The 24,274-nt window shown below is 65.1% G+C and carries 17 protein-coding genes and 7 pseudogenes; 12 read left to right on the top strand and 12 right to left on the bottom strand.

The features are described 5' to 3' along the window. Nucleotides 1–4: 4 nt before the first annotated feature. On the bottom strand, nucleotides 5–1,018 hold the full coding sequence (locus B6S01_RS14965) for a tripartite tricarboxylate transporter substrate binding protein (RefSeq protein WP_031942784.1): 1,014 nt from the start codon (nucleotides 1,016–1,018) through the stop codon (nucleotides 5–7). Nucleotides 1,019–1,118: 100 nt separating this feature from the next. On the opposite strand from B6S01_RS14965, the gene B6S01_RS14960 reads away from it, so the two are divergent. Beyond that, nucleotides 1,119–2,024 (top strand): LysR family transcriptional regulator, encoded by a 906-nt coding sequence (locus tag B6S01_RS14960; protein ID WP_081570482.1) that lies wholly within the window; start codon nucleotides 1,119–1,121, stop codon nucleotides 2,022–2,024. Beyond that, a pseudogene (locus B6S01_RS14955) lies at nucleotides 1,982–2,345 on the top strand (IS1595 family transposase); the annotation flags it as partial. The gene B6S01_RS14960 and the pseudogene B6S01_RS14955, both read left to right, overlap by 43 nt. Before the next feature lie 324 nt (nucleotides 2,346–2,669). Here the strand turns inward: B6S01_RS14955 and B6S01_RS14950 are convergent. From B6S01_RS14950 to B6S01_RS14935, 3 genes and pseudogenes are all read right to left on the bottom strand, one after another. Then, the gene (locus tag B6S01_RS14950; protein WP_037468461.1) at nucleotides 2,670–3,533 is read right to left on the bottom strand and encodes a TauD/TfdA dioxygenase family protein; all 864 of its coding nucleotides are present in this window, start codon (nucleotides 3,531–3,533) and stop codon (nucleotides 2,670–2,672) included. Nucleotides 3,534–3,835: 302 nt separating this feature from the next. Then, a pseudogene (locus tag B6S01_RS14940) lies at nucleotides 3,836–4,704 on the bottom strand (IS91-like element ISCR8/ISPps1 family transposase); the annotation flags it as partial. Nucleotides 4,705–4,896: 192 nt separating this feature from the next. Further along, nucleotides 4,897–6,444 (bottom strand): IS91-like element ISCR8/ISPps1 family transposase, encoded by a 1,548-nt coding sequence (locus tag B6S01_RS14935; RefSeq protein WP_012248458.1) that lies wholly within the window; start codon nucleotides 6,442–6,444, stop codon nucleotides 4,897–4,899. A gap of 58 nt (nucleotides 6,445–6,502) precedes the next feature. Here B6S01_RS14935 and B6S01_RS14930 point away from each other — a divergent pair, with 58 nt between their 5' ends. The 3 genes from B6S01_RS14930 to B6S01_RS14920 are packed head-to-tail and all read left to right on the top strand — an operon-like array spanning nucleotide 6,503 to nucleotide 8,875. Continuing rightward, complete coding sequence (locus B6S01_RS14930; protein WP_011805635.1) at nucleotides 6,503–7,504, top strand: IS1595-like element ISCsp2 family transposase; 1,002 nt, start codon at nucleotides 6,503–6,505, stop codon at nucleotides 7,502–7,504. Nucleotides 7,505–7,517: 13 nt separating this feature from the next. Further along, nucleotides 7,518–8,093: a TetR/AcrR family transcriptional regulator gene (locus B6S01_RS14925; RefSeq protein WP_031942788.1), complete on the top strand. Its 576-nt coding sequence runs from the start codon at nucleotides 7,518–7,520 to the stop codon at nucleotides 8,091–8,093. Then, nucleotides 8,090–8,875, top strand: a complete 786-nt coding sequence (locus tag B6S01_RS14920) for an enoyl-CoA hydratase/isomerase family protein (protein WP_031942787.1) — start codon at nucleotides 8,090–8,092, stop codon at nucleotides 8,873–8,875. The genes B6S01_RS14925 and B6S01_RS14920 overlap by 4 nt, the downstream gene beginning before the upstream one ends. Nucleotides 8,876–8,964: 89 nt before the next feature. On the opposite strand, the gene B6S01_RS14915 is transcribed toward B6S01_RS14920, so the two are convergent. From B6S01_RS14915 to B6S01_RS14905, 3 genes are read right to left on the bottom strand one after another with little or no spacing between them, the layout of a single operon-like run. Next, complete coding sequence (locus B6S01_RS14915) at nucleotides 8,965–9,891, bottom strand: SMP-30/gluconolactonase/LRE family protein (RefSeq protein WP_062793238.1); 927 nt, start codon at nucleotides 9,889–9,891, stop codon at nucleotides 8,965–8,967. Continuing rightward, the gene (locus tag B6S01_RS14910; RefSeq protein ID WP_031942785.1) at nucleotides 9,888–11,003 is read right to left on the bottom strand and encodes a maleylacetate reductase; all 1,116 of its coding nucleotides are present in this window, start codon (nucleotides 11,001–11,003) and stop codon (nucleotides 9,888–9,890) included. Before B6S01_RS14910 ends, B6S01_RS14915 begins: the two co-directional genes overlap by 4 nt. Nucleotides 11,004–11,008: 5 nt before the next feature. Further along, nucleotides 11,009–12,022, bottom strand: a complete 1,014-nt coding sequence (locus tag B6S01_RS14905) for a tripartite tricarboxylate transporter substrate binding protein (RefSeq protein ID WP_031942784.1) — start codon at nucleotides 12,020–12,022, stop codon at nucleotides 11,009–11,011. Nucleotides 12,023–12,122: 100 nt separating this feature from the next. Here B6S01_RS14905 and B6S01_RS14900 point away from each other — a divergent pair. Continuing rightward, a pseudogene (locus tag B6S01_RS14900) lies at nucleotides 12,123–12,911 on the top strand (LysR family transcriptional regulator); the annotation flags it as partial. A gap of 239 nt (nucleotides 12,912–13,150) precedes the next feature. After that, nucleotides 13,151–13,359: pseudogene (locus B6S01_RS22145) on the top strand (dioxygenase); the annotation flags it as partial. A 282-nt stretch (nucleotides 13,360–13,641) separates the two neighbouring features. Here the strand turns inward: B6S01_RS22145 and B6S01_RS14890 are convergent. The 4 genes and pseudogenes from B6S01_RS14890 to B6S01_RS14870 all read right to left on the bottom strand — a co-directional run. Next, nucleotides 13,642–15,021: pseudogene (locus B6S01_RS14890) on the bottom strand (transposase); the annotation flags it as partial. Between the two features lie 2 nt (nucleotides 15,022–15,023). Beyond that, nucleotides 15,024–15,650, bottom strand: a pseudogene (locus B6S01_RS14885) (DUF4158 domain-containing protein); the annotation flags it as partial. A gap of 1,637 nt (nucleotides 15,651–17,287) precedes the next feature. Beyond that, nucleotides 17,288–17,590 carry a type II toxin-antitoxin system PemK/MazF family toxin gene (locus tag B6S01_RS14875; RefSeq protein WP_234810805.1) on the bottom strand — a complete coding sequence of 101 codons (303 nt, stop codon included), beginning with the start codon at nucleotides 17,588–17,590 and terminating at the stop codon, nucleotides 17,288–17,290. 19 nt (nucleotides 17,591–17,609) lie between these two features. Beyond that, nucleotides 17,610–17,867, bottom strand: coding sequence for an AbrB/MazE/SpoVT family DNA-binding domain-containing protein (locus B6S01_RS14870; protein WP_015061620.1), 258 nt, complete (start codon nucleotides 17,865–17,867; stop codon nucleotides 17,610–17,612). 177 nt (nucleotides 17,868–18,044) lie between these two features. Here B6S01_RS14870 and B6S01_RS14865 point away from each other — a divergent pair, with 177 nt between their 5' ends. The 4 genes from B6S01_RS14865 to kleA all read left to right on the top strand — a co-directional run bounded on the left by B6S01_RS14865 (nucleotide 18,045) and on the right by kleA (nucleotide 20,188). Next, on the top strand, nucleotides 18,045–18,479 hold the full coding sequence (locus B6S01_RS14865) for an antirestriction protein (RefSeq protein WP_031942779.1): 435 nt from the start codon (nucleotides 18,045–18,047) through the stop codon (nucleotides 18,477–18,479). 40 nt (nucleotides 18,480–18,519) lie between these two features. Next, entirely contained in the window at nucleotides 18,520–19,551 is a 1,032-nt protein-coding gene (locus B6S01_RS14860) for a hypothetical protein (RefSeq protein WP_031942778.1), read from the top strand. Then, entirely contained in the window at nucleotides 19,548–19,802 is a 255-nt protein-coding gene (locus B6S01_RS14855; RefSeq protein WP_015061623.1) for a hypothetical protein, read from the top strand. The genes B6S01_RS14860 and B6S01_RS14855 overlap by 4 nt, the downstream gene beginning before the upstream one ends. A gap of 155 nt (nucleotides 19,803–19,957) precedes the next feature. Continuing rightward, nucleotides 19,958–20,188 (top strand): stable inheritance protein KleA, encoded by a 231-nt coding sequence (kleA, locus tag B6S01_RS14850; RefSeq protein ID WP_031942777.1) that lies wholly within the window; start codon nucleotides 19,958–19,960, stop codon nucleotides 20,186–20,188. A gap of 123 nt (nucleotides 20,189–20,311) precedes the next feature. On the opposite strand, the pseudogene B6S01_RS14845 reads toward kleA, so the two are convergent. Further along, nucleotides 20,312–21,075, bottom strand: a pseudogene (locus B6S01_RS14845) (IS6 family transposase). Between the two features lie 52 nt (nucleotides 21,076–21,127). On the opposite strand from B6S01_RS14845, the gene B6S01_RS14840 reads away from it, so the two are divergent. Further along, complete coding sequence (locus B6S01_RS14840; RefSeq protein ID WP_081570478.1) at nucleotides 21,128–24,016, top strand: efflux RND transporter permease subunit; 2,889 nt, start codon at nucleotides 21,128–21,130, stop codon at nucleotides 24,014–24,016. Nucleotides 24,017–24,274 lie beyond the last annotated feature (258 nt).

The raw sequence follows: 24,274 nt of genomic DNA, 5'->3' as shown, positions 1-24,274 counted from the left end.
GCGCTCACTCCACGCTGATCTTGCGCTTGGCGATGAGCTCGCCCCAGCGCTGGCTCTCGCGCTGCACCAGCTGGTCCATGGCGGCGCGGTCGCCGGCCACCACCTCGAAGCCGTTGTCGGCCATGCGGCGCGCCAGCGCCGGGTCGCGCAGCGTGGCCGCCATCGCCACCGAGAGCTTGTCCAGCACCGGCGCGGGCGTCTTGGCCGGCGCCACCATGCCGACCCAGGAGTAGATCTCGAAGCCCTTGTGCGCCTCGGCCACGGCCGGCACCTGGGGCAGTGCGGCGCTGCGCGCCTGCGAGGTCACGGCCAGCGCACGCAGCTTGCCGGCCTGCACGTGCGGCAGCACCAGTGGCAGGCTGGCGATCATCGAATCGACATGGCCGCCCAGCAGGTCGGCGATGGCCGGGCCGCCGCCTTTGTAGGGCACGTGCAGGCCGCGGCTGCCGGCGGTCTCGTGGAACAGCTCGGCCGCCAGGTGGTTAGAGCTGCCAGCGCCCACCGAGGCGTAGGTCACTTCGCGCTGGCGCGCGGCGGCCACGTAGTCCTGCACGGTCTTGTAGGGAGAAGCCGCGGGCACCACCAGCACCATGGGCGAGCGCACGGCATAGGAGACGCCAGCGAAGTCGCGCAGCGTCTCGTAGGGCAGCTTGCGGTGGATGTGCTGCTCGGTCGCGTAGGAGTCGAACACCATGGCCACCGTGTAGCCGTCGGGCGCGCCTTTGGCCAGTTGGGCCATGCCGATGGTGCCGCCGGCGCCGCCGCGGTTGTCCACCACCACCTGTTGGCCCAGCCGCTCGCGCAGCGGCTCCTGCAGCATGCGGGCCACCTTGTCCACGGTGCCGCCAGCAGCGAAGGGCACGATCAGCGTGAGCATGCGGCTGGGGTAGTCGTCGGCACGCGCCGGTCCTGGGCCGGCCAGCAGCAGCGCCGCGGCCGCACCCAGCAGCGCCTGGCGTCGGCGCAGGGTTGTTGCGGGAATGCACCCGTGGGCGCGTGGTGTCTCGTGTGTGTGCATGGCGTGAAGGCTCGGTCGGATGAGGCGGCCGATGCTATTCTTTGCGCCACGCGAGCGGAATGCCGCCCGCGGGTCAAACGCCTTTGCGTGAGGTGCACAGATGAATCCCCTGGGTTTTGCCGAAAGCCTTTCCCTGTTCGTCGACGTGGTGCAGGACAAGAGCTTTTCCGCCGCCGCGCGGCGCCGCGGCCTAGCGGCCTCGTCCGTGGCCCGGCAGATCGACGCGCTGGAGCGCGAGATGCAGGTGCCGCTGCTCACGCGATCGACCCGCGCGCTGGCGCTGACCGAGGCCGGTGCGCTGTTGTACGAGCGCGCGCTGAAGATCCTGCACGAGCTCATGGACACGCGCAGCGAGGTGGTGGCGCTGGACGGCAGCGTGCAGGGCCTGCTGCGCGTGAGCTGTGTGCCCGCGTTCGGCCGCCGCCATGTGGCCCCGCACCTGCCCACGCTGTTCGACCGCTATCCAGCCTTGAATGTCGAGCTGGAGCTGACCGAGCGCGTGGTCGATCCGGTGGCCGAGCGCTTCGACCTCGTGATCCGCATCGGCGACCAGCCCGACAGCGCGCTGGTCAGCCGGCGCATCGGCAGCCAGCGCTATGTGATGTGCGCCTCGCCGGCCTACCTGCGCCGCCACGGCACGCCGCGCTGCATGGCCGATCTGGCGCAGCACCGGCTGATCGACCGCCAGCACAGCACCAGCGTGCGTGGCTGGCGCGAGCTGGCCGGCATCGACTGGCGTCAGCCGCCGCAGGTGGCGCTGGAGAGCAACGACTGCGACACGCGGCGCCTGTGCGCGGCGCGCGGCCTGGGCATCGCACTGATGCCCAACTGGGCCATCGGCGAAGACCTGGCGGCCGGGCGCATCGTGGCGCTGCAGCTGGAAGACGCGCCGCCGGCCGAGGTCAGCGGCATCCACCTGCTGCGGCCCAGCGGCAAGGCGAATGCCAAGGTGCGTGCCTTCACGGAGCACCTGGCGATGTGTACCGCGCCAGCCGCACCCGCCTGATGTGCCGCTCATGCCAGTACCAAGGCACAGTGACATCTGGAACCATCTTTGACAAGACGCGCACACCGCTGCGTGTCTGGCTGGCTGCAGCTTGGTACCTGACCAATCAGAAACAAGGCGTGAGCGCCCTGGGGCTGCAGCGCGTATTGGGTTTGGGGAGCTACCAGACCGCCTGGACCATGCTGCACCGGTTTCGACGTGCCATGGTCCGCCCGGGCCGGGACAAGCTCAAGGGGCTTGTGGAGGTGGATGAAACGTACCTGTCCATCACGGATCGCAAGAATCCCGCCACCCCTGCAGGGCGCAAGAGCAGCTCGGCCGGCGTCTCCTGCAATACCAGGTTCAGGATTTCGGCGATCAACAGCATCCGCCCGTCGGGCTCGGCGTCGATCACCTGGAGGGCGGCCCGGCGTCCAGCCTGGCCCAGCGTATAGTCGAACTCGACGGGCTCGTTGAGCGCGGCCGAGAAGCCGTCCTGGATCAGCTGGGCGCAGAGGTCTGTCGGGTTGCCGACGCCGAAGCCGCAGATCAGGCGGACCGCCTCCGTGGCGGCATGGGCTCGGCCGCCGATCAGCCCTGCGACGGCCATCGCCGCCGTTCCTCGCAACGCGTCGCGTCGGGCCAGCTTCATGCGCCGATGATACGTCAATGCGCCAGCGCGGTCTCGCTGGCCGGGTCGCCGGCGATGCGGCTGTGCCACATGATGCGCTTCTGGGTCATGTCCCACGGCGTCGCCTGGTGCAGCAGGCAGCGATTGTCCCACAGCACGGCGTCGCCCGGCGCCCAGTCGTGATGATAGATTCGCGGCGGCTGGCAGGCGAAGTCGATCAGCTGCTGCAGCAAGCGTTCGGACTCGGCTGGCTCCAAGCCGGGAATGGCGTGGGCGTGGCGGCCGATCAGCAGCGACTTGCGGCCGGTCTCGGGATGGATCTTCACCAGCGGCCGCAGCGGCACCGGCCCGTCATGCAGCCCGTAGCCGCTATATTCACCGTCGGCCGCCTTGGTCTGGTGGCCGAGCTTCGACTGGCTGTAATGCAGCGAGTGCCGGGCCTGCAGCGTCTCGACGCGCGCCTTCAGATCCTCGTCGAGCGCGTCGTAGGCCGCGCGCATGTCGGCGAAGCCGGTCTGGCCGCCGACGCTAGGAACCACTTCGGCACTGAACACCGCGCCCTTGGCCTGGACCGGCATGTAGGTGCTGTCGGCATGCCAGCCCATGTTGCCCTTCAGGATCTTCATCATGTCGTCGTTGTCGCTCTCGACCCGCAGGCTGCCGTCGGGCCGCACGTTGCTGATCGCGGCCATCTCGAACTCGAGTGGCCCGAAGCGACGGGCAAAGGCGATCTGCTGCTCGCGCGTGAGATGCTGATCGGGGAAAACGAGGAGTGCGTACTCGAGCCAGGCAGCCTGCAGGTCGAGCCATCCGGCATCATCGAGATCGGCGAGCTTCACGCCGGTGACGACGGCGCCGAACGTGGCGTCGAGCGGGGCGATGTCGAAGGCGGGTGACATGCGAATCCTCCTGATCGTTTTCGCCAGTGTAGTGGCGTGGGTTGTAGAGCTTGGGCTTGGAAGTGGCTGACATGAATACTGTACAAATGCAAGGGGTATCTATTTAGCTCCAATCCAGATAGGAAATTCAACCGCATGAGGCCAAGTATGGCACGAGTTTTGGGCCTCGAAACACGTTCGGCCAAGGAAGGTTGAGCGCTCGCTTGCCGCTCAATGGCAAGAGCTTGGGAGGCAGTATGCATTTGGGCCTGGCGCGCGCGCAGCTGCTTCCCCGCAGCGATGGATACCGCCGCTTCACTGGGTCACCAATTGACGCGCTGGTCTACCTCGTCGGGTTGAGCTGCCAGATCCCAATCCGGCTCGCCTTGCGCACCATCATCCACCGGCGCGTCGCAGCCCTCCCACAGCGGTGGCCCGCGTGCCGGGGTGATGTGCGGGGGGCAGACTCCACCCCGATGTGGTTCAGGATGTGGCGGATTTCGGCGCTGTGGGTGATGAAGGCAATGATGCGCATCTGCCCACCGCACATGGGGCACAGCAGCGGAAATGCCTCGTAGATGCGGGCAATCAGCACCGCCCACAAGTAATGCGCCGCTCGCTTCGGGCGTGCTTCAGGTTCGGGTGTGGGTGTGGCCGCGTTGCCCGGCGCCGCCACCCCAGGTACGCCCGCGCCAGGTTGTGCAGTCTCCACCGTGGCTGGTTGCGACGCAGCAGGCTGAGCCAGCGCCGTTACCGCCGCTCTCAGCGGCGAGTTTGGTGCCAGCACACCAAAGTAGCGGTGCCGGTGGGTGCGTGGCGGTGGCACCAGCGCGGCGATGCGGTCGATCAGTTCCAGCGGTGTGAGGTGCAGCTCATCTGCCTTGGCACCACGCTTGTCACTGGTGGGCTCGCTGCGCTGTTTGGCACAGCGGTACACCAGTTTGCTTCCCTCTTTGCGTAGGCGCTCGATGGAAAATGGTGGACGCGCGCAATAGCGCAGCAGCCGCTCCAGCGCAGCGCGGTCGTGGGCTTCGATGCAGACACCGGCGTCCACCGAGAAGCCGCTGTGTTTGTAGCCCAGCATGTCTTTGGCGTCACAGTTCTCCAGCAGGCCCCGAGCAACGAAGGCGCGCAGGATACGTTTTTGCAGTGTGGTCTGCACTGGGGCCACGGTAGCCGCATCGATGCCGGTGAATCCAGATAGGAAATTCAACCGCATGAGGCCAAGTATGGCACGAGTTTTGGGCCTCGAAACACGTTCGGCCAAGGAAGGTTGAGCGCTCGCTTGCCGCTCAATGGCAAGAGCTTGGGAGGCAGTATGCATTTGGGCCTGGCGCGCGCGCAGCTGCTTCCCCGCAGCGATGGATACCGCCGCTTCACTGGGTCACCAATTGACGCGCTGGTCTACCTCGTCGGGTTGAGCTGCCAGATCCCAATCCGGCTCGCCTTGCGCACCATCATCCACCGGCGCGTCGCAGCCCTCCCACAGCGGTGGCCCGCGTGCCGGGGTGATGTGCGGGGGGGCAGACTCCACCCCGATGTGGTTCAGGATGTGGCGGATTTCGGCGCTGTGGGTGATGAAGGCAATGATGCGCATCTGCCCACCGCACATGGGGCACAGCAGCGGAAATGCCTCGTAGATGCGGGCAATCAGCACCGCCCACAAGTAATGCGCCGCTCGCTTCGGGCGTGCTTCAGGTTCGGGTGTGGGTGTGGCCGCGTTGCCCGGCGCCGCCACCCCAGGTACGCCCGCGCCAGGTTGTGCAGTCTCCACCGTGGCTGGTTGCGACGCAGCAGGCTGAGCCAGCGCCGTTACCGCCGCTCTCAGCGGCGAGTTTGGTGCCAGCACACCAAAGTAGCGGTGCCGGTGGGTGCGTGGCGGTGGCACCAGCGCGGCGATGCGGTCGATCAGTTCCAGCGGTGTGAGGTGCAGCTCATCTGCCTTGGCACCACGCTTGTCACTGGTGGGCTCGCTGCGCTGTTTGGCACAGCGGTACACCAGTTTGCTTCCCTCTTTGCGTAGGCGCTCGATGGAAAATGGTGGACGCGCGCAATAGCGCAGCAGCCGCTCCAGCGCAGCGCGGTCGTGGGCTTCGATGCAGACACCGGCGTCCACCGAGAAGCCGCTGTGTTTGTAGCCCAGCATGTCTTTGGCGTCACAGTTCTCCAGCAGGCCCCGAGCAACGAAGGCGCGCAGGATACGTTTTTGCAGTGTGGTCTGCACTGGGGCCACGGTAGCCGCATCGATGCCGGTGGCCGCGTGAAAGATGACACCCGGCGATGAGATTCGAGGGGTCGCATCAGCATCGCCCTCGCCCTCCACTTCCTCAAACACCCCGTCCACCACACAAACGTGGAAGTGGACGTGTTCATTGAGGCCGGAGCCGAATCGGTGAATGAAGGCGATGGCACCGATGTGCAGGCCTGCCTTGTCCATATGGGCCGCACCGGGGCTGTGGGTCTGCAGAGTTTGTGCGATCACCCGCAGAAAGATGCGCAGCACCATGCTCAGCACCGCTCCGTCGCGTTGCATGAAGTACCGAAGCCGCTTGGGCACGGACAGCACCCACTGGCGCACCGGCAGGCGGGGGAAAACGTGGTCGCTCAGGTGTGCCGCCGTCTCCACCATCCGCCGCGTGGTGCACGAGGGGCAGACTCCCCGGCCTTTGCAGGAGAAGGCTACAAAGTAGTCGTGCCCACAGTCGCCGCAGCGAGCGCGGGCAAAGCCATGGGCAAAGATGCCGCACTCAAGATACTTGGCAAACGCTTTGCGCACGAAGGGCTTGGGGGTGTGGTGGTCGCCCTGGCCGTCGAACTGACCCGCGCTGGCCAACTCTAGCCAGGTCTCGTAGTGCTCGGCTACCGTTTGGTAGAGCAGCGTGCGTTCGGGGTGGCGTGGGTTGTAGAGCTTGGGCTTGGAAGTGGCTGACATGAATACTGTACAAATGCAAGGGGTATCTATTTAGCTCCAGTGACGTGAGAATAGCTGGATGGAAACCCAGATGCTAACGCCAACTCCTGGAGGGGACTACCCCCGCACCTGGAACGAATTTCTTGACTGGTTTGCCACCGAAGAGGCTTGCCAGGCGTTCCTGGAGAAGCTTCGGTGGCCCCAAGGCTTCGTCTGCCCGCGTTGCGGCAACGCTGGCGATGTGTACCGCGCCAGCCGCACCCGCCTGATGTGCCGCTCATGCCAGTACCAAGGCACAGTGACATCTGGAACCATCTTTGACAAGACGCGCACACCGCTGCGTGTCTGGCTGGCTGCAGCTTGGTACCTGACCAATCAGAAACAAGGCGTGAGCGCCCTGGGGCTGCAGCGCGTATTGGGTTTGGGGAGCTACCAGACCGCCTGGACCATGCTGCACCGGTTTCGACGTGCCATGGTCCGCCCGGGCCGGGACAAGCTCAAGGGGCTTGTGGAGGTGGATGAAACGTACCTGTCCATCACGGATCGCAAGAATCCCGCCACCCCTGCAGGGCGCAAGAGCAGCACCACCAAAGTGTTGATGGTCATGGCGGTGGAGATCGTGGAGCCCAAGGGGTTTGGGCGCATCCGGTTACGCCGCATTGACCGAGACGCCGCCACCCACGTAATCCCCTTTGTGCAGGAGGTGGTCGAGCCTGGAGCCCAGGTACGCACGGATGGTTCGGCGGCATACCGCGCTCTGGGAGAACTGGGTTACACCCACCAGCGCACCGTCATGCTCGGCTCAGGCGTACCTGCCCATGTCTCCATGGCGGGAGTGCACCGGGTCGCCTCACTGGTACAGCGCTGGGTGCTGGGAACACATCATGGCTCTGTACAGCCAGACCACCTGGACGCCTATCTCGATGAATTCGTGTTCCGTTTCAACCGGCGCACATCCAGCTCACGCGGGATGCTGTTTTACCGCTTGCTGCAGCAAGCGGTGGTTACGCCGCCAGTGACGTATGGGGATGTCGTGAGCAAGAACACCGGGGAGAGCCAATCGGATACCATTGCTGGATGAAATCACAGTATCAATGGGGCTGCTGGAGCTAAATAAGAAGCTCCATGTGAGCAAGCCCACGCTGTACTACTACGTCAAGAGCAAGGACGACATCCTGCTCGAATGCGTGCGCGCGGCGCTGGCCATGATGCAGGAGGGCATTGCCGAGGTGCGCCAGCAGGGCGGCCGCGCGCTGGACCAGCTGCAGGCCTGCATGCGCAGCTACGCGGCCATCGTGATGGACGACTTCGGCCAGTGCGTGATCCGCATCGGCGAAGACCCGCTGCCGCCGCCGCTGCGCAAGGAGCTGCGCCGGCTCAAGGCCGGCATCGACCACGAGTTCCGCCGGCTGGTCGAAGAGGGCATTGCCGAAGGCTCGCTGCAGCCCTGCGATCCCAAGCTGGCGGCCTTCATGCTGGCCGGCGCGCTGAGCTGGATCGGCCGCTGGTACCGGCCCGACGGCGCCATGGCGCCCGAGCAGATCGCCGAGCAGGGCATTGCGCTGCTGCTGGGCGGCGTGCTCGCCCCCGTTCCCGCCGTTCCCCCTGTTCCCCCAGCTGCCGCCACCCGCCAACCGGGCCGGCGCGCACCACGAAAGAGCCCCGCATGACGCAAGACGACGCCCCCCTGCAGATCGGCCGCGAAGGCGCGGTCGCCACGCTGCGCTTCAACCGCCCGGCCACGCTCAATGCGCTGGACGTGCCCATGGCCGAGGGCTTTCTCGCGGCCGTGCGCGACATCGCCGCCGACAGCAGCGTGCGCGCCGTGCTGCTGTCGGGCAGCGGCAAGGGCTTCATGGCCGGCGGCGACCTGGCGGTGCTGCAGGCCGATCCGCAGGGCGGCGCCAAGGCGCTGATCGGCCCGCTGCACGAGGCGCTGGTGGTGCTGGCCGGCATCGATGCGCCCGTGGTGGCCCAGGTGCACGGCGTGGCGGCCGGCGCCGGCCTGTCGCTCATGCTGCAGGCCGACTTCGTGCTCGCGGCCGAGGGCACGCGCTTCAACCTGGCCTACGTGAACATCGGCACGAGCTGCGACGTGGGTGCCTCCTGGGCGCTGCCGCGCTGGGTCGGCCTGCGCCGTGCGCTGGAGATCGCCATGCTGGGCGACATGCTCGACGCGGCGGCGGCCGAGCGCATGGGCCTGGTCAACCGCGTGGTGCCGGCCGATGCGCTGGCGGGCGAAGCCATGGCGCTGGCGCAGCGGCTGGCCAATGGCCCGACGGTGGCGCTGGGCCAGCTGCGCCGGCTCATGCGCGCGAGCTTTGACCGCGCGCTGCCCGAGCAGCTTGATGCGGAGTCGGCGGCGTTCCAGGTGTGCGCCGCGACGGACGATTTCCGCACCGGCGTGGACGCGTTCTTCGCGCGCCAAAAGCCTGACTTTCTGGGGCGCTGATGCGGGCCGGCTGGGGTGTTCTCCGCATGGAACAGCGAGGGTGGGGCATGCCACCTTGGCGTCAGGGCCCGCCAGAGATGCACAACCGCTCAGTCCAGCCCGTCGAGCCGCACCAGGTTCGAGGCCGTGGGCGTGGAGCCCCCGTACCAGTGGAAGCCGATGAAGCCGCCATCGTTGATGGCGTAGGCGCTGTGTTCGCCGCTGCGCCAGACCATGGCAGTGCTGCCCACCAGTTCGGGTCCGATGCCTGGCACCTCCGAGACGCGTCCCTCAGGGGTGACGCGCAGGATTTCGCGCCGGTGCGTGGTGACATACAGGTTGCCGCTCGGGGAGAAAGCGAAGTCGTCCGCGCGCAGCGGTTCCACGAAGACCTGCACGGCGCCGGGCCGCAAGTCGGCACCGAGCGGAATGCGCAACATGGCCACGCGCGCCGTGTTGGAAACGTACAGGTGCCCGGCGTGGATCTTCAGGCCGTTCGCGGCCGGTGTGGGCAGCGCGAAGCCGGGTGGCACATCCAGTAGCGCGTCGCGCACGAAGGGGCTGGCGCTGCGGGCGGCGACATCGAGCAGCCATACCGTGCCGCCGCGGCCGTCGGCGATCAGGATGCGGCCTGGCGCGAGCAGGGTCATGCCGTTCAGCGCGCGTGCCTGCTCGATCTTCAGAAAGGGTTGCGGTGCCTCGCCGCGGCGTTGGCGCCAGACCCACTGCGTGGGCGGCGAGGTCTTGTCCACGATGCCGCGCTCGGCCGCACCGAAGTACAGCGTGCCATCGCTGTCGAACACCATGCCCCATGGATGGACGTCGAGCCGGGCGTGCACGCTGAATCCCTTGTCGTCCACGTAGCGCAACAGCTGGCGGTTGTGGAAGTCGGTGACATACAAGGCGCGGTCCGGGCCCTCGGCGATGCTTTCGAGGAAGGAGGGGCCAGACTGCTGGGCGACGACGCGCGCCTGCACAGTGCGCTCTGGCGGCGTGCCGGAGCCGCCTGCGGCGATGCAGGTTTGTAGACGTGTCATGGGGTCGTCTCCGTCGTTTGTTGCGTCGGTGTTGTTGAGAGGTTTGGCGGCCGCGGCGCCGCACCTTCGAACGCCTCCTGCAGCAAGTTCCGCAGCGGCGCAGCCTCGATCGGCCGTGGATTGGGGTAGGCGTCGCGCAGGGCCAGCGCGCACGCCTTGTCCAGGTCTTCTTCCCGCATGCCGATGTCGCGTAGCGCGGTGGGTGCGCCCAGTCGCCGCGCCAGCGTGTGCACGCCCAGCGCGGCATCGGCGGTTCCCAGCGCGGCGGCGATGCGCTGCATGGCGTGCGGCGCCGCCTTGGCGTTGTAGGCCAGCACGTGCGGCAGCACCACGGTGTGCAGCTCGGCGTGCGGCAGGTTGAAGCTGCCGCCCAGCGTGTGGCACAGCTTGTGGTGCAGGGCCATGGACACGCTGCCCAGCACCAGGCCGCACAGCCAGGCGCCGTACAGCGCATCGCTGCGCGCGTGCAGGTCGTGCGGCGCGGCGTGCAGCGCGGGCAGCGCGCGGCCCAGCGCGGCGATGCCCTCGGCCGCCATCAGGCCCATGACCGGGTTGCCGTCGGCCGCGTACAGGCCCTCGGCCGCGTGCGCGATGGCGTTGATGCCGCTCACCACCGACAGGCCCACCGGCAGTGCCAACGTGAGTTCGGGGTCGTACAGCACGCTGCGCGGCAGCACGCGCACGTCGCGGCCGGTGCGCTTGAGGCCGTTCTCGGTCAGCCCGTAGATGGGCGTCATCTCCGAGCCCGCGTAGGTGGTGGGGATGGCCAGCACCGGCAACGGCGAGACCAGCGCAATCGCCTTGGCCAGGCCTACGGTGGAGCCGCCGCCCACGGCCACCAGCGCATTGGCGCCGGCCTGTGCTGCCGCAGCGCGCGCGGCCTCGGCGCTGGCCATGGGCACGTGCATCACCGCCCCGTCGAAGATGCCGGCGGCGCGCGGCCCGAGCAGGGCCGCCACGGCTTCGGCCTGGGCACGCTGCGGCGCGGTGCACAGCACCAGGGCCTTGTGCGCGCCCATCCGCTCCAGCTCGGCCGGCGCCTGCGCCAGCGTGCCGGCGCCGAACAGCACACGCTGCGCCCGGCTCTCGTAGGTGAAGGGCTGGTTCTGCACGGCGCTCACTCCACGCTGATCTTGCGCTTGGCGATGAGCTCGCCCCAGCGCTGGCTCTCGCGCTGCACCAGCTGGTCCATGGCGGCGCGGTCGCCGGCCACCACCTCGAAGCCGTTGTCGGCCATGCGGCGCGCCAGCGCCGGGTCGCGCAGCGTGGCCGCCATCGCCACCGAGAGCTTGTCCAGCACCGGCGCGGGCGTCTTGGCCGGCGCCACCATGCCGACCCAGGAGTAGATCTCGAAGCCCTTGTGCGCCTCGGCCACGGCCGGCACCTGGGGCAGTGCGGCGCTGCGCGCCTGCGAGGTCACGGCCAGCGCACGCAGCTTGCCGGCCTGCACGTGCGGCAGCACCAGTGGCAGGCTGGCGATCATCGAATCGACATGGCCGCCCAGCAGGTCGGCGATGGCCGGGCCGCCGCCTTTGTAGGGCACGTGCAGGCCGCGGCTGCCGGCGGTCTCGTGGAACAGCTCGGCCGCCAGGTGGTTAGAGCTGCCAGCGCCCACCGAGGCGTAGGTCACTTCGCGCTGGCGCGCGGCGGCCACGTAGTCCTGCACGGTCTTGTAGGGAGAAGCCGCGGGCACCACCAGCACCATGGGCGAGCGCACGGCATAGGAGACGCCAGCGAAGTCGCGCAGCGTCTCGTAGGGCAGCTTGCGGTGGATGTGCTGCTCGGTCGCGTAGGAGTCGAACACCATGGCCACCGTGTAGCCGTCGGGCGCGCCTTTGGCCAGTTGGGCCATGCCGATGGTGCCGCCGGCGCCGCCGCGGTTGTCCACCACCACCTGTTGGCCCAGCCGCTCGCGCAGCGGCTCCTGCAGCATGCGGGCCACCTTGTCCACGGTGCCGCCAGCAGCGAAGGGCACGATCAGCGTGAGCATGCGGCTGGGGTAGTCGTCGGCACGCGCCGGTCCTGGGCCGGCCAGCAGCAGCGCCGCGGCCGCACCCAGCAGCGCCTGGCGTCGGCGCAGGGTTGTTGCGGGAATGCACCCGTGGGCGCGTGGTGTCTCGTGTGTGTGCATGGCGTGAAGGCTCGGTCGGATGAGGCGGCCGATGCTATTCTTTGCGCCACGCGAGCGGAATGCCGCCCGCGGGTCAAACGCCTTTGCGTGAGGTGCACAGATGAATCCCCTGGGTTTTGCCGAAAGCCTTTCCCTGTTCGTCGACGTGGTGCAGGACAAGAGCTTTTCCGCCGCCGCGCGGCGCCGCGGCCTAGCGGCCTCGTCCGTGGCCCGGCAGATCGACGCGCTGGAGCGCGAGATGCAGGTGCCGCTGCTCACGCGATCGACCCGCGCGCTGGCGCTGACCGAGGCCGGTGCGCTGTTGTACGAGCGCGCGCTGAAGATCCTGCACGAGCTCATGGACACGCGCAGCGAGGTGGTGGCGCTGGACGGCAGCGTGCAGGGCCTGCTGCGCGTGAGCTGTGTGCCCGCGTTCGGCCGCCGCCATGTGGCCCCGCACCTGCCCACGCTGTTCGACCGCTATCCAGCCTTGAATGTCGAGCTGGAGCTGACCGAGCGCGTGGTCGATCCGGTGGCCGAGCGCTTCGACCTCGTGATCCGCATCGGCGACCAGCCCGACAGCGCGCTGGTCAGCCGGCGCATCGGCAGCCAGCGCTATGTGATGTGCGCCTCGCCGGCCTACCTGCGCCGCCACGGCACGCCGCGCTGCATGGCCGATCTGGCGCAGCACCGGCTGATCGACCGCCAGCACAGCACCAGCGTGCGTGGCTGGCGCGAGCTGGCCGGCATCGACTGGCGTCAGCCGCCGCAGGTGGCGCTGGAGAGCAACGACTGCGACACGCGGCGCCTGTGCGCGGCGCGCGGCCTGGGCATCGCACTGATGCCCAACTGGGCCATCGGCGAAGACCTGGCGGCCGGCGCATCGTGGCGCTGCAGCTGGAAGGACGCGCCGCCGGCCGAGGTCAGCGGCATCCACCTGCTGCGGCCCAGCGGCAAGGCAATGCCAAGGTGCGTGCCTTCACGGAGCACCTGCTGCACAGCATCGGCGCGGCGGCTGTTGGGTGGGGCGTGGAGCCGCAGGCCCGCGGGCCGGTGCTGCAGCGGACGCCGTGCCGGCATGACGTCGCCCAGGCCTGAGCCGCCGCCCGGCGGGCAGGGCGCCCGCCACCGCCACGAACAGGAGACTCCATGCCACAGCCCCCATCCGACAGCGACCGCGGTGGCCTCGCGTACTTCGCCGAAGACAGCTCGGCCGAGGTCGTCAACGCCCGCATGGGCGAGGACGCCTCGCCGCGCCTCCAGCAGGGCATGGCCGCGCTAGTGCGCACCTGCATGCGGCCGTCAAGGAGGTCGAGCCCACGCACCAGGAGTGGCTGGCCGCGATCCGTTTCCTGACTTCCTGGACAATCCCGAAGAGGCCCGCCGCCACGGCATGCAAGCGCCGTTCTGGCGCGTGGACTGGGACTTCGTGCTGGCGCCCGACGGATAGGCGTTTTAACCGCATGAGGCCAAGTATCGCACCGCGGAAGCGCCATCAAGCCGGCTGAGACACTCGATTTTCCCGCCCAGGTGTCAGGTTCACCACCAGGGTTTGGCGTTCAGGAGAGTGATTTGCGGCGCTCGGCGTGTACCGGGCGCAGAGCCAGTTCGCGGCAAGTCAAAATCGCCGCTTTGTTCATTCACCAACTGATGCGCTGATCGACCTCAAAGTCCGGTGCCGGTTGCGCCGCTAGGTCCCAGTCTGCTGGCTCGGTTTGCGCCCCGTCATCCATCTGCGCATCACTACAGTCATCCCACAGCGGTGGCCCGCGCGCCGGGGAGATGCGGGGTGGCTCTGAATCTGCCCCGATGTGGTCCAGGATGTGCCGGATGTCAGCGCTGTGCGTAATGAACGCGATGATGCGCATATGCCCGCCACACAGCGGACACAAGAGGGGGAACACCTCGTAGATGCGGGCGATCAGCACCGCCCACAGGTAGTGCGCTGCACGCTTGGGCAGCACCGGCTCGCTCTGGGATGGCAGCGCGCTGCTCATCGGTACCACACCAGGCGCGCACTCCCCCGTGCTGATCGACGCGCCCAGCACGGGAGCGGCTTGCGCCGGTGTCGCCAGCGCCGTCACCGCAGCCCTGAGCGGCGAGTTGGGTGCCAACACGCCAAAATAGCGGTGCCGGTGGGTGCGTGGCGGGGGAACCAGCGCGGCAATGCGGTCGATCAGCTCCAGCGGTGTGAGGTGCAGCTCATCAACCTTGGCACCGCGCTTGTCACTGGTGGGCTCGCTGCGCTGTTTGGCACAGCGGTACACCAGTTTGCTTCCCTCTTTGCGTAGGCGCTCGATGGAAAACGGTGGACGCGCGCAATAGCGCAGCAGCCGCTCCAGCGCAGCGCGGTCGTGGGCTTCGATGCAGACACCGGCGTCCACCGAGAAGCCGCTGTGTTTGTAGCCCAGCATGTCTTTGGCGTCACAGTTCTCCAGCAGGCCCCGAGCAACGAAGGCGCGCAGGATGCGTTTTTGCAGTGTGGTCTGCACTGGGGCCACGGTAGCCGCATCGATGCCGGTGGCCGCGTGAAAGATGACACCCGGCGATGAGATTCGAGGGGTCGCATCAGCATCGCCCTCGCCCTCCACTTCCTCAAACACCCCGTCCACCACACAAACGTGGAAGTGGACGTGTTCATTGAGGCTGGAGCCGAATCGGTGAATGAAGGCGATGGCACCGATGTGCAGGCCTGCCTTGTCCATATGGGCCGCACCGGGGCTGTGGGTCTGCAGAGTTTGTGCGATCACCCGCAGAAAGATGCGCAGCACCATGCTCAGCACCGCTCCGTCGCGTTGCATGAAGTACCGCAACCTCTTGGGCACGGAGAGCACCCACTGGCGCACCGGCAGGCGGGGGAAAACGTGGTCGCTCAGGTGTGCCGCCGTCTCCACCATCCGCCGCGTGGTGCACGAGGGGCAGACTCCCCGGCCTTTGCAGGAGAAGGCTACAAAGTAGTCGTGCCCACAGTCGCCGCAGCGAGCGCGGGCAAAGCCATGGGCAAAGATGCCGCACTCAAGATCTGCTGGGTTTGTCCATCTGGGCGCAGCTCTGAAACTGAGGCTCGCCAGCGATCAAGTGTTGCTGGATCAACGCTGGCGGCGATGGCGGTGCCTGTTTCAACTTCAAGCTGGGCAAGTGCCGCCGCAATCAGTGTCCGAATTGCCCGCTCGTGCACGATCACCAGCTTGTTCTTGTACAGCCATTGACGCGCCCGCACGAGTAGCTGATCGCGGTCGGCGCAGCGCGCCACTTCGTCGCGCAGTTCACGTACCAGTGAGCGGCGCTGGTGCTCGCTCATCCACTGGAATCCAAGGACCGTGCAGGCTACTTGTTGGTGATCGAATAGCGTGCGCCCGCGTTCATACATGGCTCTCAGCGAGGCGACTTCTGGTGCTGCAATGCCAAGCTCGTTGCCAAGGTGGCGCCACAAGGCTACTGGAATTACCCGAAAGGCACCGAGCAAACGCCCACTCATGCGCAGGAAACCAATATGGAGCGCCAGACCAAGCTTGTGGGAATCACCTCGGCGTGCATTGATTGCGTCGCGCTCGGCACCATCGAAGGTGAAAAATGCCTTCATCTCGAAGTCGCTGATATCGCGGGGGAGCCCACGCATCCCCAAAAACGTTGTGTGCCAACCCTGCATCGTGAACCTCAAAAGTGGGAGGCCACCATACCCGTTTACAAAGCGAACAGGAAAGTCAATGAAATCAACGGTCTACCCAGACCACCCCCGCGCCAGTGCTAGCTTTGCGTACCGTCACTTATTGCACTGAAAACGAGGAGACCCCCTTTCCGACGCTCACCGGGCCTATGGCCCTAGCCGCTGGGCTTGCGGCCTGCCTGCGGGCCTTGTGGCCCTTCCACGAGCCGACCGGAAGCCAGGAAGTGCCGGCGACCACCGGCCGCCTGGATACCGGCGACGGTGTGGATAGTTTTGGGACAACTCGGCCGACGATGACACTTGAAGGGCCGTTGTTAACACTTGAGGGGCCGACCATGCCGGCGCACTACTGACACTTGAGGGGCTACGGTCGATTTTGGCCAGATCGCCACCCGAGACCGCGTTTCATGGCACGTATCCGGCTGATTTCGGGGAAGTTTTCCACAGGAATTGTGGATAACCCTGTTAGCAAGTGCCCTTCCCTACTGACACTTGAGGGGCGGGCCTGCTAACACTTGAGGGGCGGCTTTCCTAACACTTGAGGGGCCGACTACTGACACTTGAGGGGCTTATCCATTGACACTTGAGGGGCGGGCCTGTTCACCTTTCCCTTGGCGTATCAACGCCTTACGAGCGTTTTTCAGGGCCTCTAACCGCCTGCCTGCGGGCCTTGTGGCCCTTCCACGAGCCGACCGGAAGCCAGGAAGTGCCGGCGACCACCGGCCGCCTGGATACCGGCGACGGTGTGGATAGTTTTGGGACAACTCGGCCGACGATGACACTTGAAGGGCCGTTGTTAACACTTGAGGGGCCGACCATGCCGGCGCACTACTGACACTTGAGGGGCTACGGTCGATTTTGGCCAGATCGCCACCCGAGACCGCGTTTCATGGCACGTATCCGGCTGATTTCGGGGAAGTTTTCCACAGGAATTGTGGATAACCCTGTTAGCAAGTGCCCTTCCCTACTGACACTTGAGGGGCGGGCCTGCTAACACTTGAGGGGCGGCTTTCCTAACACTTGAGGGGCCGACTACTGACACTTGAGGGGCTTATCCATTGACACTTGAGGGGCGGGCCTGTTCACCTTTCCCTTGGCGTATCAACGCCTTACGAGCGTTTTTCAGGGCCTCTAACCTTTCTTTTAACCTATCTTTAAACCTTATATATAACCTAGAAGAATAACCAGGCTGGCGAAAAAATCGACAAGCCAGGAAAAAAACCGGCGCGAGGAAGAACCGGCCGCCGAAGGGGGTGCCCCCCTTCTCGATCCCTCCCGGCCGCTGCGCGGCCTCCCATCCCCCAGGGGCAAGCCCCTCGGCCGCTGCGCGTCCTCACCCCAAAAATGGAGCGCCTACGGCGCTGCCATCGGTTGAACCAGGCGCAAGCGCCTGGAAAGAAGCAAATTTTGTGCGCTTACGCTGCGCTATGCCCAAAGGGGCTACCGCCCCTCTGGACTCCCCGACTGTCAAGGCCGCAGTGAAGCCACCATCTGCGCACTAATCGAAGATCGGTGCGAACTGGAAGGCAGCAGGTTTTACGCCAAGGAGAAAAGGCGGCCGACACGGCCAGGGAAAGCGCCCCTCAAGTGTTAAGAACACACCGAAGGGCGCGGATTGACTACTGGAACAGCGTGGCGACCTTGGCCAGCACTTCATCAAGGATAGGAGCCGGGAGCGTGTCCACCTTGCGAGCGGTACGCGCTGCAAGATCGAGCACGCGGGGTTGATCGCAGCGAACGACGCCGGTTGTCTTGATGCCGGAAATCGGCACCGCGAAACCGATCCGGCGGGCGAAATCGCCGCCGTTCGTGATCGGCAAGCACACCGGCAGTTTCGTTGCCGCGTTGAACTCGGCCGGCGATACGACCAGCACCGGCCGGCTGCCGCGTTGCTCACGGCCTTCGGTGGGATCAAGCGACACCAGGTAAATGTCCCCCGCCTCATATCAGCTCACGCCCCACTGCCGGGGCATCGACCCATTCCCGTTCTTCCGCAGTTTGTGGCTGCGAATAGTCCGAGGCGGCCAGCAGCTCGGCCATCGTGTAGCGCGGCTGGGGCCTGGGATCGACTACCAGGCGGCCATCGGTAACGGCTACGCCGACCGTGGCCCCGGCCTGCAATTGCAGCAGATCGAGGATCGCCGGCGGGACGGCCAACATGACCGATCCGCCGACCTTGCGGAGATTCGTTGTGTGCATGGTGATGCTCCTTTCAGAAAGTTATATCTAAATATAACATTTCGGGCCGTTCACTGCAAACCATTTTTAGCCGCTAAAAAAAGTTTAGCTAAAAACACTTGACAGCTAGGGCAATTTGCCCTAATATTACAGATGAAGGCCGGGCATGTTGCTCAGGTCAAAACCGGAGAACTTCCGATGAACAACCAAGCTCAAGAACTGATCCCGCTGGCCGCCGTCCTGGTGGACGACGAACACCGCCTGGACTTCCTGCCGACCTACTTTGGCCCGCGCCTGATGATGCGCGGCGAAGCCCTGGTGTATGGCTGGATGCGCCGACTGGCCGAAGGCTACAACGGCGGGTTCTGGAACTACTACACGCTGACCAATGGCGGGTTCTACATGGCTCCGGTGCTGGGCCGGCTGCGCCTGGAAGTCGATGGCAACGGCTACGGCGGCGAAATGTCCGCTGATGCGGCCGGGATCGTCGCCACCTTGTTCGTGCTGGGCCAGCTTGCGGCCGAAACCCAGGGCACGGACGAATGCGATGCTCTGATCGACCGCTACCACTGGTTGCGCGAGTACGCCGGTACGCACGCCGAGGCGGCGCAGATTTACCGCGCTATTGACTGATGAGGGGCGGCCCCGGTTTCGGCCGGGGCCACTTCATACCATGAAGAAAACCACATCACAGCGCGATGAACGCGACGAATTGATGGCCGAGCTGGCCGCCTCGATGCCGACTGACCGGGTTGGCCTGCTGGACTTGGCCAGGGCCGCCGTGGCCGAGCTGCACGCCGGCGTAATGGCCTGCGACGATGCAGCGGTCGAGCGGGCGACGACCCGTTACGAGGCCGTGACCTGGAAACTCAATGGTGGGACGTTTTTTGGTTGCCAGGGTGGCCCGGAGGCCGCTGGGTGCGTGATTGACCGACATTGCAGCGCCGCGCCTGGTGACGTGCCTTGCTGGGGCCAGGCTGGCCAGTTCCTGGTCGAAGTCGAGGGCCTGCGCGCCCTGGTTGATTTTGGTGGCGGTGTAGGCGTCATGGGAAGCCATTTCGAGTTCAAAGCCGTTGACCTGGACAAGCCATTCATTTCGGAAACCGGCTACCGCTCGCACTTCGACCGGCTGCGCGGCGGCATGACCGTCGATGCCGTGGCGGCCGCGATCTTCGCGGCCATCCTCAAGGAAAAGCGGCCCAAGCTGATCGAGCCGGAAAGCCGCGACCGGCTGGCCGGCTATGCCCTGCCCGACTGGACGGCCGACTTGATCCCGCCGGCACGCCGGGAACCGGCGACCGTGGAGGTGCCCACGGGTTTTGTCCTGGTCGATGTTGTGCTGCCGGCGCATCGGGCGTTCATCGCCCGCAAGTGGGCGGCCGAGGCAAAGGCGAAGATCAAGGCGGCCGAGGCCGCCGAGTTGTACGCCAAGGAAGAAGCGGCGGGCGGCTTCCGGCCCGGTGCCAGGTGCGAAGTGGTCAGCGTTCACCATCACGCTTTCAAGGGAGAAGTCGGCAAGAAAATCATCATTACCAAGGTCAGCCACGACACGCGCCAAGTATGGGCGCATGACGACCGGCCGCCCCGGTATCGCGTCAATCGGAACGGCCGGAAAGTGACCGAGTACGACCCGCGTTGTGTTCAATCCTGCTACGGATTCGACCAGTTGCGGCTTTTGAGTTCACCAGGAGAAAACAAGTCATGACAGAGGCAAATATCAGGCTCGAATGCCTGCGCCCGGCGTTCCGCTGGCAGCAGCCGACCGGGGAAGAAATCCGGGAGGTACTGCGGCTGGCCGGATTCACCGGCGGCGCAGCGGCGAAGGCGTTGGGCCTTGGAGCCAAGGGCGACCGCACCGTAAGGCGCTGGATCGGTGAAGAAACGATGATCCCTTATGCCGCGTGGGCGCTGCTATGCGACTTCGCCGGCTTGGGGGTCATTTGGAAAGAGGTTTGAACGCCAAGGGGAAAATTTAGCGGCTAAACTCAAGCTAAACAAAGTGGATATAATGGATAAAGTTTAGCTAAAACGCTTGACAGCTAGGGCAATTTGCCCTAATATTACAAGTGAAGGCCGGGCGTGTTGTCCAGGTCAAAACCGGAGAAATTCCGATGAGCAAGATCATGCCGTGGATTGACGAGTTGCCGGAGGCGGCAAAGACCGACTTCCCTGCTCGCCGTGACGAGATCGGGGCGCTGCTGGACGAGGCGGCCGAGCTGGTACGCAAGGCCGAGGAACTGCGGGCCAAGGCGTACTTCACCGGCTGCACGCTGGAAGGCGATGCAAGGGCGCAGTGGTCGGATAAGGACGTGCTGCGGGCCAAAGCGCGGGTGCGCTGGTAGGAAGCCACGGCCCGGCTTCGGTCGGGCCATTTCAACGGACGCCAGGAAGGAAGTTTTCCAATGCACAAGGGGGCTCTGTTGCAAACATGGGGCACGGCCGCGCGGCGTCACCCAGTTGGGGGATTAGGCAGCATTGGCGAAATGCTTATTGAGCATAATCATGGTTTCGGTCAGGGCCGAGGGTCCAATTCCGAATGCTCTTTCAACCAGGCGCACCTCCCCATGATACCTGGCTGCAGGCACCATGCCTGGGCCTGTCCTTTGCGTAGGGCGCGCATGACCTCGAAGCCCTTGATCGTGGCGTAGGCCGTTGGCATCGACTTGAAGCCACGTACCGGCTTGATCAGCATCTTCAGCTTGCCGTGGTCGGCCTCGAGCACGTTGTTCAGATATTTCACCTGCCGGTGCTCGGTTTCCGCCGCCAGTTTGCCTTCGCGTTTCAGCTCAGCGATTGCTGCGCCGTAGCTGGGTGCCTTGTCGGTATTGAGTTTGGCCGGCTTTTCCCAGTCCTTCAGGCCACGAAGAGCTTTGCCCAGAAAGCGCTTCGCCGCTTTGGCGCTGCGTGTCGATGACAGATAGAAATCAATCGTGTCGCCCCGTTTGTCGACCGCCCGGTACAGGTAGGTCCATTTGCCCCGCACCTTTACGTAGGTCTCATCCAGACGCCAGCTCGGATCAAAGCCGCGCCGCCAGAACCAGCGGAGACGCTTCTCCATCTCCGGCGCGTAGCGCTGCACCCAGCGATAGATCGTCGTATGATCGACATCGATCCCACGCTCGGACAGCATTTCCTCGAGATCACGGTAGCTGATGCCGTATCGACAATACCAGCGCACCGCCCATAGGATGACCTCGCCGGTAAAATGCCGTCCTTTGAAATCGTTCATCGCAACTGACCTTGACAGTACATGAGCCCAATCTTGGAAACCGTGTCAGAGTTTGCAACAGAGCCCCCTGAGCGGGGTTGCGGGCGTCAAGCATATCAGTTCGACTGCGGTGCTCGGATCGTCCACGACCACGGTAGAGTTCGAACTTCATAGCGACATGCAGAAGGCGACTGACGATGTCCGGACGGCAGTGGAACGCGTTCGCGTGGAATTGCCGCCAGGCATTGATCCGCCGCTGGTGCAACGACTGGACATCGATAGTGCGCCCATCCTGACCTATGCGGTTACCGCTCCCGCCATGGGTGACACGGAATTGTCCCGCTTTATCGACAAGGTCGTAACGCGCGCCTTGCAGGCCCAACAGGGCGTGGCGCAGGTTCGACGGATCGGCGGCGCAGAGCGGGAAATCAATGTCGTGCTCGACCCGCAACGTATGGCGGCGCTCGGCGTCACCGCGCCCCAGGTGAACAACGCGCTCGCCGCGTTCGGCAGCGATGATCCAGGCGGCCGCGCGGATGTAGGCGCGGTCGAACAGACGATCCGCGTATTGGGATCATCCGCAACGATAGACCGGTTACGCGCCCTTTCGATCCCGGTGCAGGGCCGCTACGTGCGTTTGTCCGACATTGCCGAGATTGGCGACGGGGCGGCGGAGAAGCGGAGCTTCGCGCGGTTGGACGGAAGGCCGGTCACGGCCATCCAGATCAGCAAGACGCGCGATGCGAGCGACATCAGCGTCGAGGATCGCGCCCTCGCGGCTATCGCGCAGCTACAGGCGGATCATCGCGGCGTAACCTTCACCAAGCTGGTTTCCACCGTGGATTCCACGCGGCGCAGCTTCGCTTCGACCCAGCATGTGCTGATCGAGGGAATTTTCCTCGCCGTTCTCGTCGTCTATCTCTTCCTGCGCAACTGGCGTGCGACATTCATCGCCGCCGTTGCCATGCCGCTGTCACTGATCCCGACATTTGTGGCGATGACGGCAATGGGCTTCAGCCTCAACAGCATCACGCTGCTGGCGTTGACATTGGTGATCGGCATTCTGGTCGACGACGCAATCGTGGAAGTCGAGAATATCGAAAAGCGGATCGAGGCGGGCGAAAGTCCCTACCGCGCCGCACTGATCGGCGCTGATTCCATCGGGCTGGCCGTCATGGCTACGACTGCGACGATTATTGCTGTGTTCGCGCCCGTATCCCTGATTCCCGGACAAGCGGGGCAGTTTTTCCGCGAATTCGGTCTTACCGTCGCCGTGGCAGTTCTTTTTTCTCTGGTCGTCGCGCGTCTTCTTACGCCGCTGATGGCGGCTTATTTCCTGGTGCCGCTGAAGGACAGGACGCATCGGGAAAAGCGGCCGGTTAATCCGGTATATGGCCGAATCCTGAATTGGGCCCTCGCGCATCGATGGATGACGATGGCGATCGGCGCAGGGATATTCCTCTTGTCCTTGCTGCTCGCAAGTACGACACCTATCGGTTTCCAGCCCATCGGCAATCCCGGCTATCTTTACATCGCTGTTCAGGGCCCGCCCGGTGCGACGCGCGACGACATGGATCGCGCTGTGAACGGGGCCACCCGGCTGCTGCTGTCCGAACCTGCTGTGGAGCGCGTCTTTGCGCAGGTCGGATCAACGTCCGGGGGATTTAGCGACGGTGACGACCTTAGATCGGGGACATTGACGGTCGTGCTGAAGAAGCACAGGGACGTCACTACAGATGAGTTTCGCCAGATCATAAGGCCCAAATTACGCGACGTGCCAGATATCCGGCTGTCCAACCAAGGCTCATTCGGTTCGGCATCGGTGAACATTGTGCTGGCTGGGGAAGATGGGCAGGCGCTGGAGCGTACGCAGATCGAGTTGCTGCGCCAGATGCGCCGTGTGCCATCGATCTCCGATCCACGACCGGCCCCGCCGCCTGCTGGCCCCGAACTGATCGTGACGCCGCGTCCTGAAGAAGCTGCTCGCCTAAACGTGGATAGCCGTACGCTGGCGCAGGTCCTGCGAGTTGCAACCATTGGCGATATCGATGCCAGTGTCGCGAAATATTCGGACGGCGACGAGCGTGTGCCGATACGCGTCCGCTTACCCGAACAATCGCGGCAGGATCTGGAATCTATCGCCAGTCTGCGGGTTCCGACCATCGACGGAAAGACGACGCCGTTGGCGGCTGTCGCCGATATTCAGTTCAAGGCAGGTCCCGGCAAGATCGTCCGTTATGATCGGGAAAGGCGCGTCTCGGTGGAAGCCGATCTCATCGCGGGGCGGACATTGGGACAGGCGCTGGAGGAAGTCGCCGCGCTTCCGGTGATGCGCAATCTTCCCGATGGCGTGCAACAGGCGAAAGAGGGCGATTCCGAAGCGATCGCAGAACTGTTCGGCGGCTTCATGATGGCCATCGCAGCAGGCATCGGCCTTACATTTTCGGTGCTCGTCCTGTTGTTCAAGGGTTTCTTCAAGCCAGTGGTGATTCTGGCTGCGCTTCCCTTGTCACTGCTTGGCGCTTTTGCTGCACTGGTTCTGTTCGGCAAGACGCTGGACCTGCCTGCCATGATCGGCCTGCTGATGTTGCTGGGGCTATGTGCCAAAAATTCGATCCTGCTCGTGGAATTTGCGATTGAGGAGGAGCGGGCGGGTGTGCCGATGACCGAAGCCTTGCGCAATGCGTGCCGCGAACGCGCAAGGCCGATTGTCATGACGACGGTCGCAATGGCCGCGGGCATGCTTCCCACCGCGCTGGGAATTGGTGAGGGTTCGGAGTTCCGTCAGCCGATGGCGCTCGCCGTTATCGGCGGACTGATTACGTCCACAGCTTTGTCGCTGATCTTCGTGCCGGTGATCTACGAGATCGTGGAAGGCATTGAACGCTGGATTTCTCCCAGAGCAGCGCGCTTTGTGACGCCGCGCGAACCGGGCGATGATGATCCGTTCCCGGCATCTTGAGTCGAACGCGTGGGCCAAACGCCGCCTGGCTAGTGTAACATTGACGGGCCGGCTTCATGTCGGCCTTTCTTGTTTCCGGAGCAGTCGAGCCACGATGTGACGATATGCGCTGTTAGCGCGCTGGCAGAGGCGATGGCGGGATGGAACCGAAAGGGTGATTGGCGACTCCGCTGGCCTCCAGGGCTTGTCAAAAACGCGGACGGGTAAGACAAACCAGGCTATTCAAGAGCCGGGCTGTCCGAGGGGGTTGTCGGTATG

Source organism: Sphingobium herbicidovorans (assembly GCF_002080435.1).
GTDB lineage: Bacteria > Pseudomonadota > Alphaproteobacteria > Sphingomonadales > Sphingomonadaceae > Sphingobium > Sphingobium herbicidovorans.
The sequence above is the reverse complement of the archived record's forward strand: the minus strand, read 5'-3'. Positions and strand labels throughout refer to the sequence as shown.

Excerpts from the sequence above, each read along its gene's own strand:
- B6S01_RS14925 (WP_031942788.1), top strand. The coding sequence starts at position 7,518 with ATGGGGCTGCTGGAGCTAAATAAGAAGCTCCATGTGAGCAAGCCCACG.
- B6S01_RS14930 (WP_011805635.1), top strand. The coding sequence starts at position 6,503 with ATGGAAACCCAGATGCTAACGCCAACTCCTGGAGGGGACTACCCCCGC.
- B6S01_RS14965 (WP_031942784.1), bottom strand. The coding sequence starts at position 1,018 with ATGCACACACACGAGACACCACGCGCCCACGGGTGCATTCCCGCAACA.
- B6S01_RS14920 (WP_031942787.1), top strand. The coding sequence starts at position 8,090 with ATGACGCAAGACGACGCCCCCCTGCAGATCGGCCGCGAAGGCGCGGTC.
- B6S01_RS14870 (WP_015061620.1), bottom strand. The coding sequence starts at position 17,867 with ATGCACACAACGAATCTCCGCAAGGTCGGCGGATCGGTCATGTTGGCC.
- B6S01_RS14950 (WP_037468461.1), bottom strand. The coding sequence starts at position 3,533 with ATGTCACCCGCCTTCGACATCGCCCCGCTCGACGCCACGTTCGGCGCC.
- B6S01_RS14960 (WP_081570482.1), top strand. The coding sequence starts at position 1,119 with ATGAATCCCCTGGGTTTTGCCGAAAGCCTTTCCCTGTTCGTCGACGTG.
- B6S01_RS14905 (WP_031942784.1), bottom strand. The coding sequence starts at position 12,022 with ATGCACACACACGAGACACCACGCGCCCACGGGTGCATTCCCGCAACA.
- B6S01_RS14860 (WP_031942778.1), top strand. The coding sequence starts at position 18,520 with ATGAAGAAAACCACATCACAGCGCGATGAACGCGACGAATTGATGGCC.
- B6S01_RS14915 (WP_062793238.1), bottom strand. The coding sequence starts at position 9,891 with ATGACACGTCTACAAACCTGCATCGCCGCAGGCGGCTCCGGCACGCCG.
- B6S01_RS14855 (WP_015061623.1), top strand. The coding sequence starts at position 19,548 with ATGACAGAGGCAAATATCAGGCTCGAATGCCTGCGCCCGGCGTTCCGC.
- kleA (WP_031942777.1), top strand. The coding sequence starts at position 19,958 with ATGAGCAAGATCATGCCGTGGATTGACGAGTTGCCGGAGGCGGCAAAG.
- B6S01_RS14865 (WP_031942779.1), top strand. The coding sequence starts at position 18,045 with ATGAACAACCAAGCTCAAGAACTGATCCCGCTGGCCGCCGTCCTGGTG.
- B6S01_RS14935 (WP_012248458.1), bottom strand. The coding sequence starts at position 6,444 with ATGTCAGCCACTTCCAAGCCCAAGCTCTACAACCCACGCCACCCCGAA.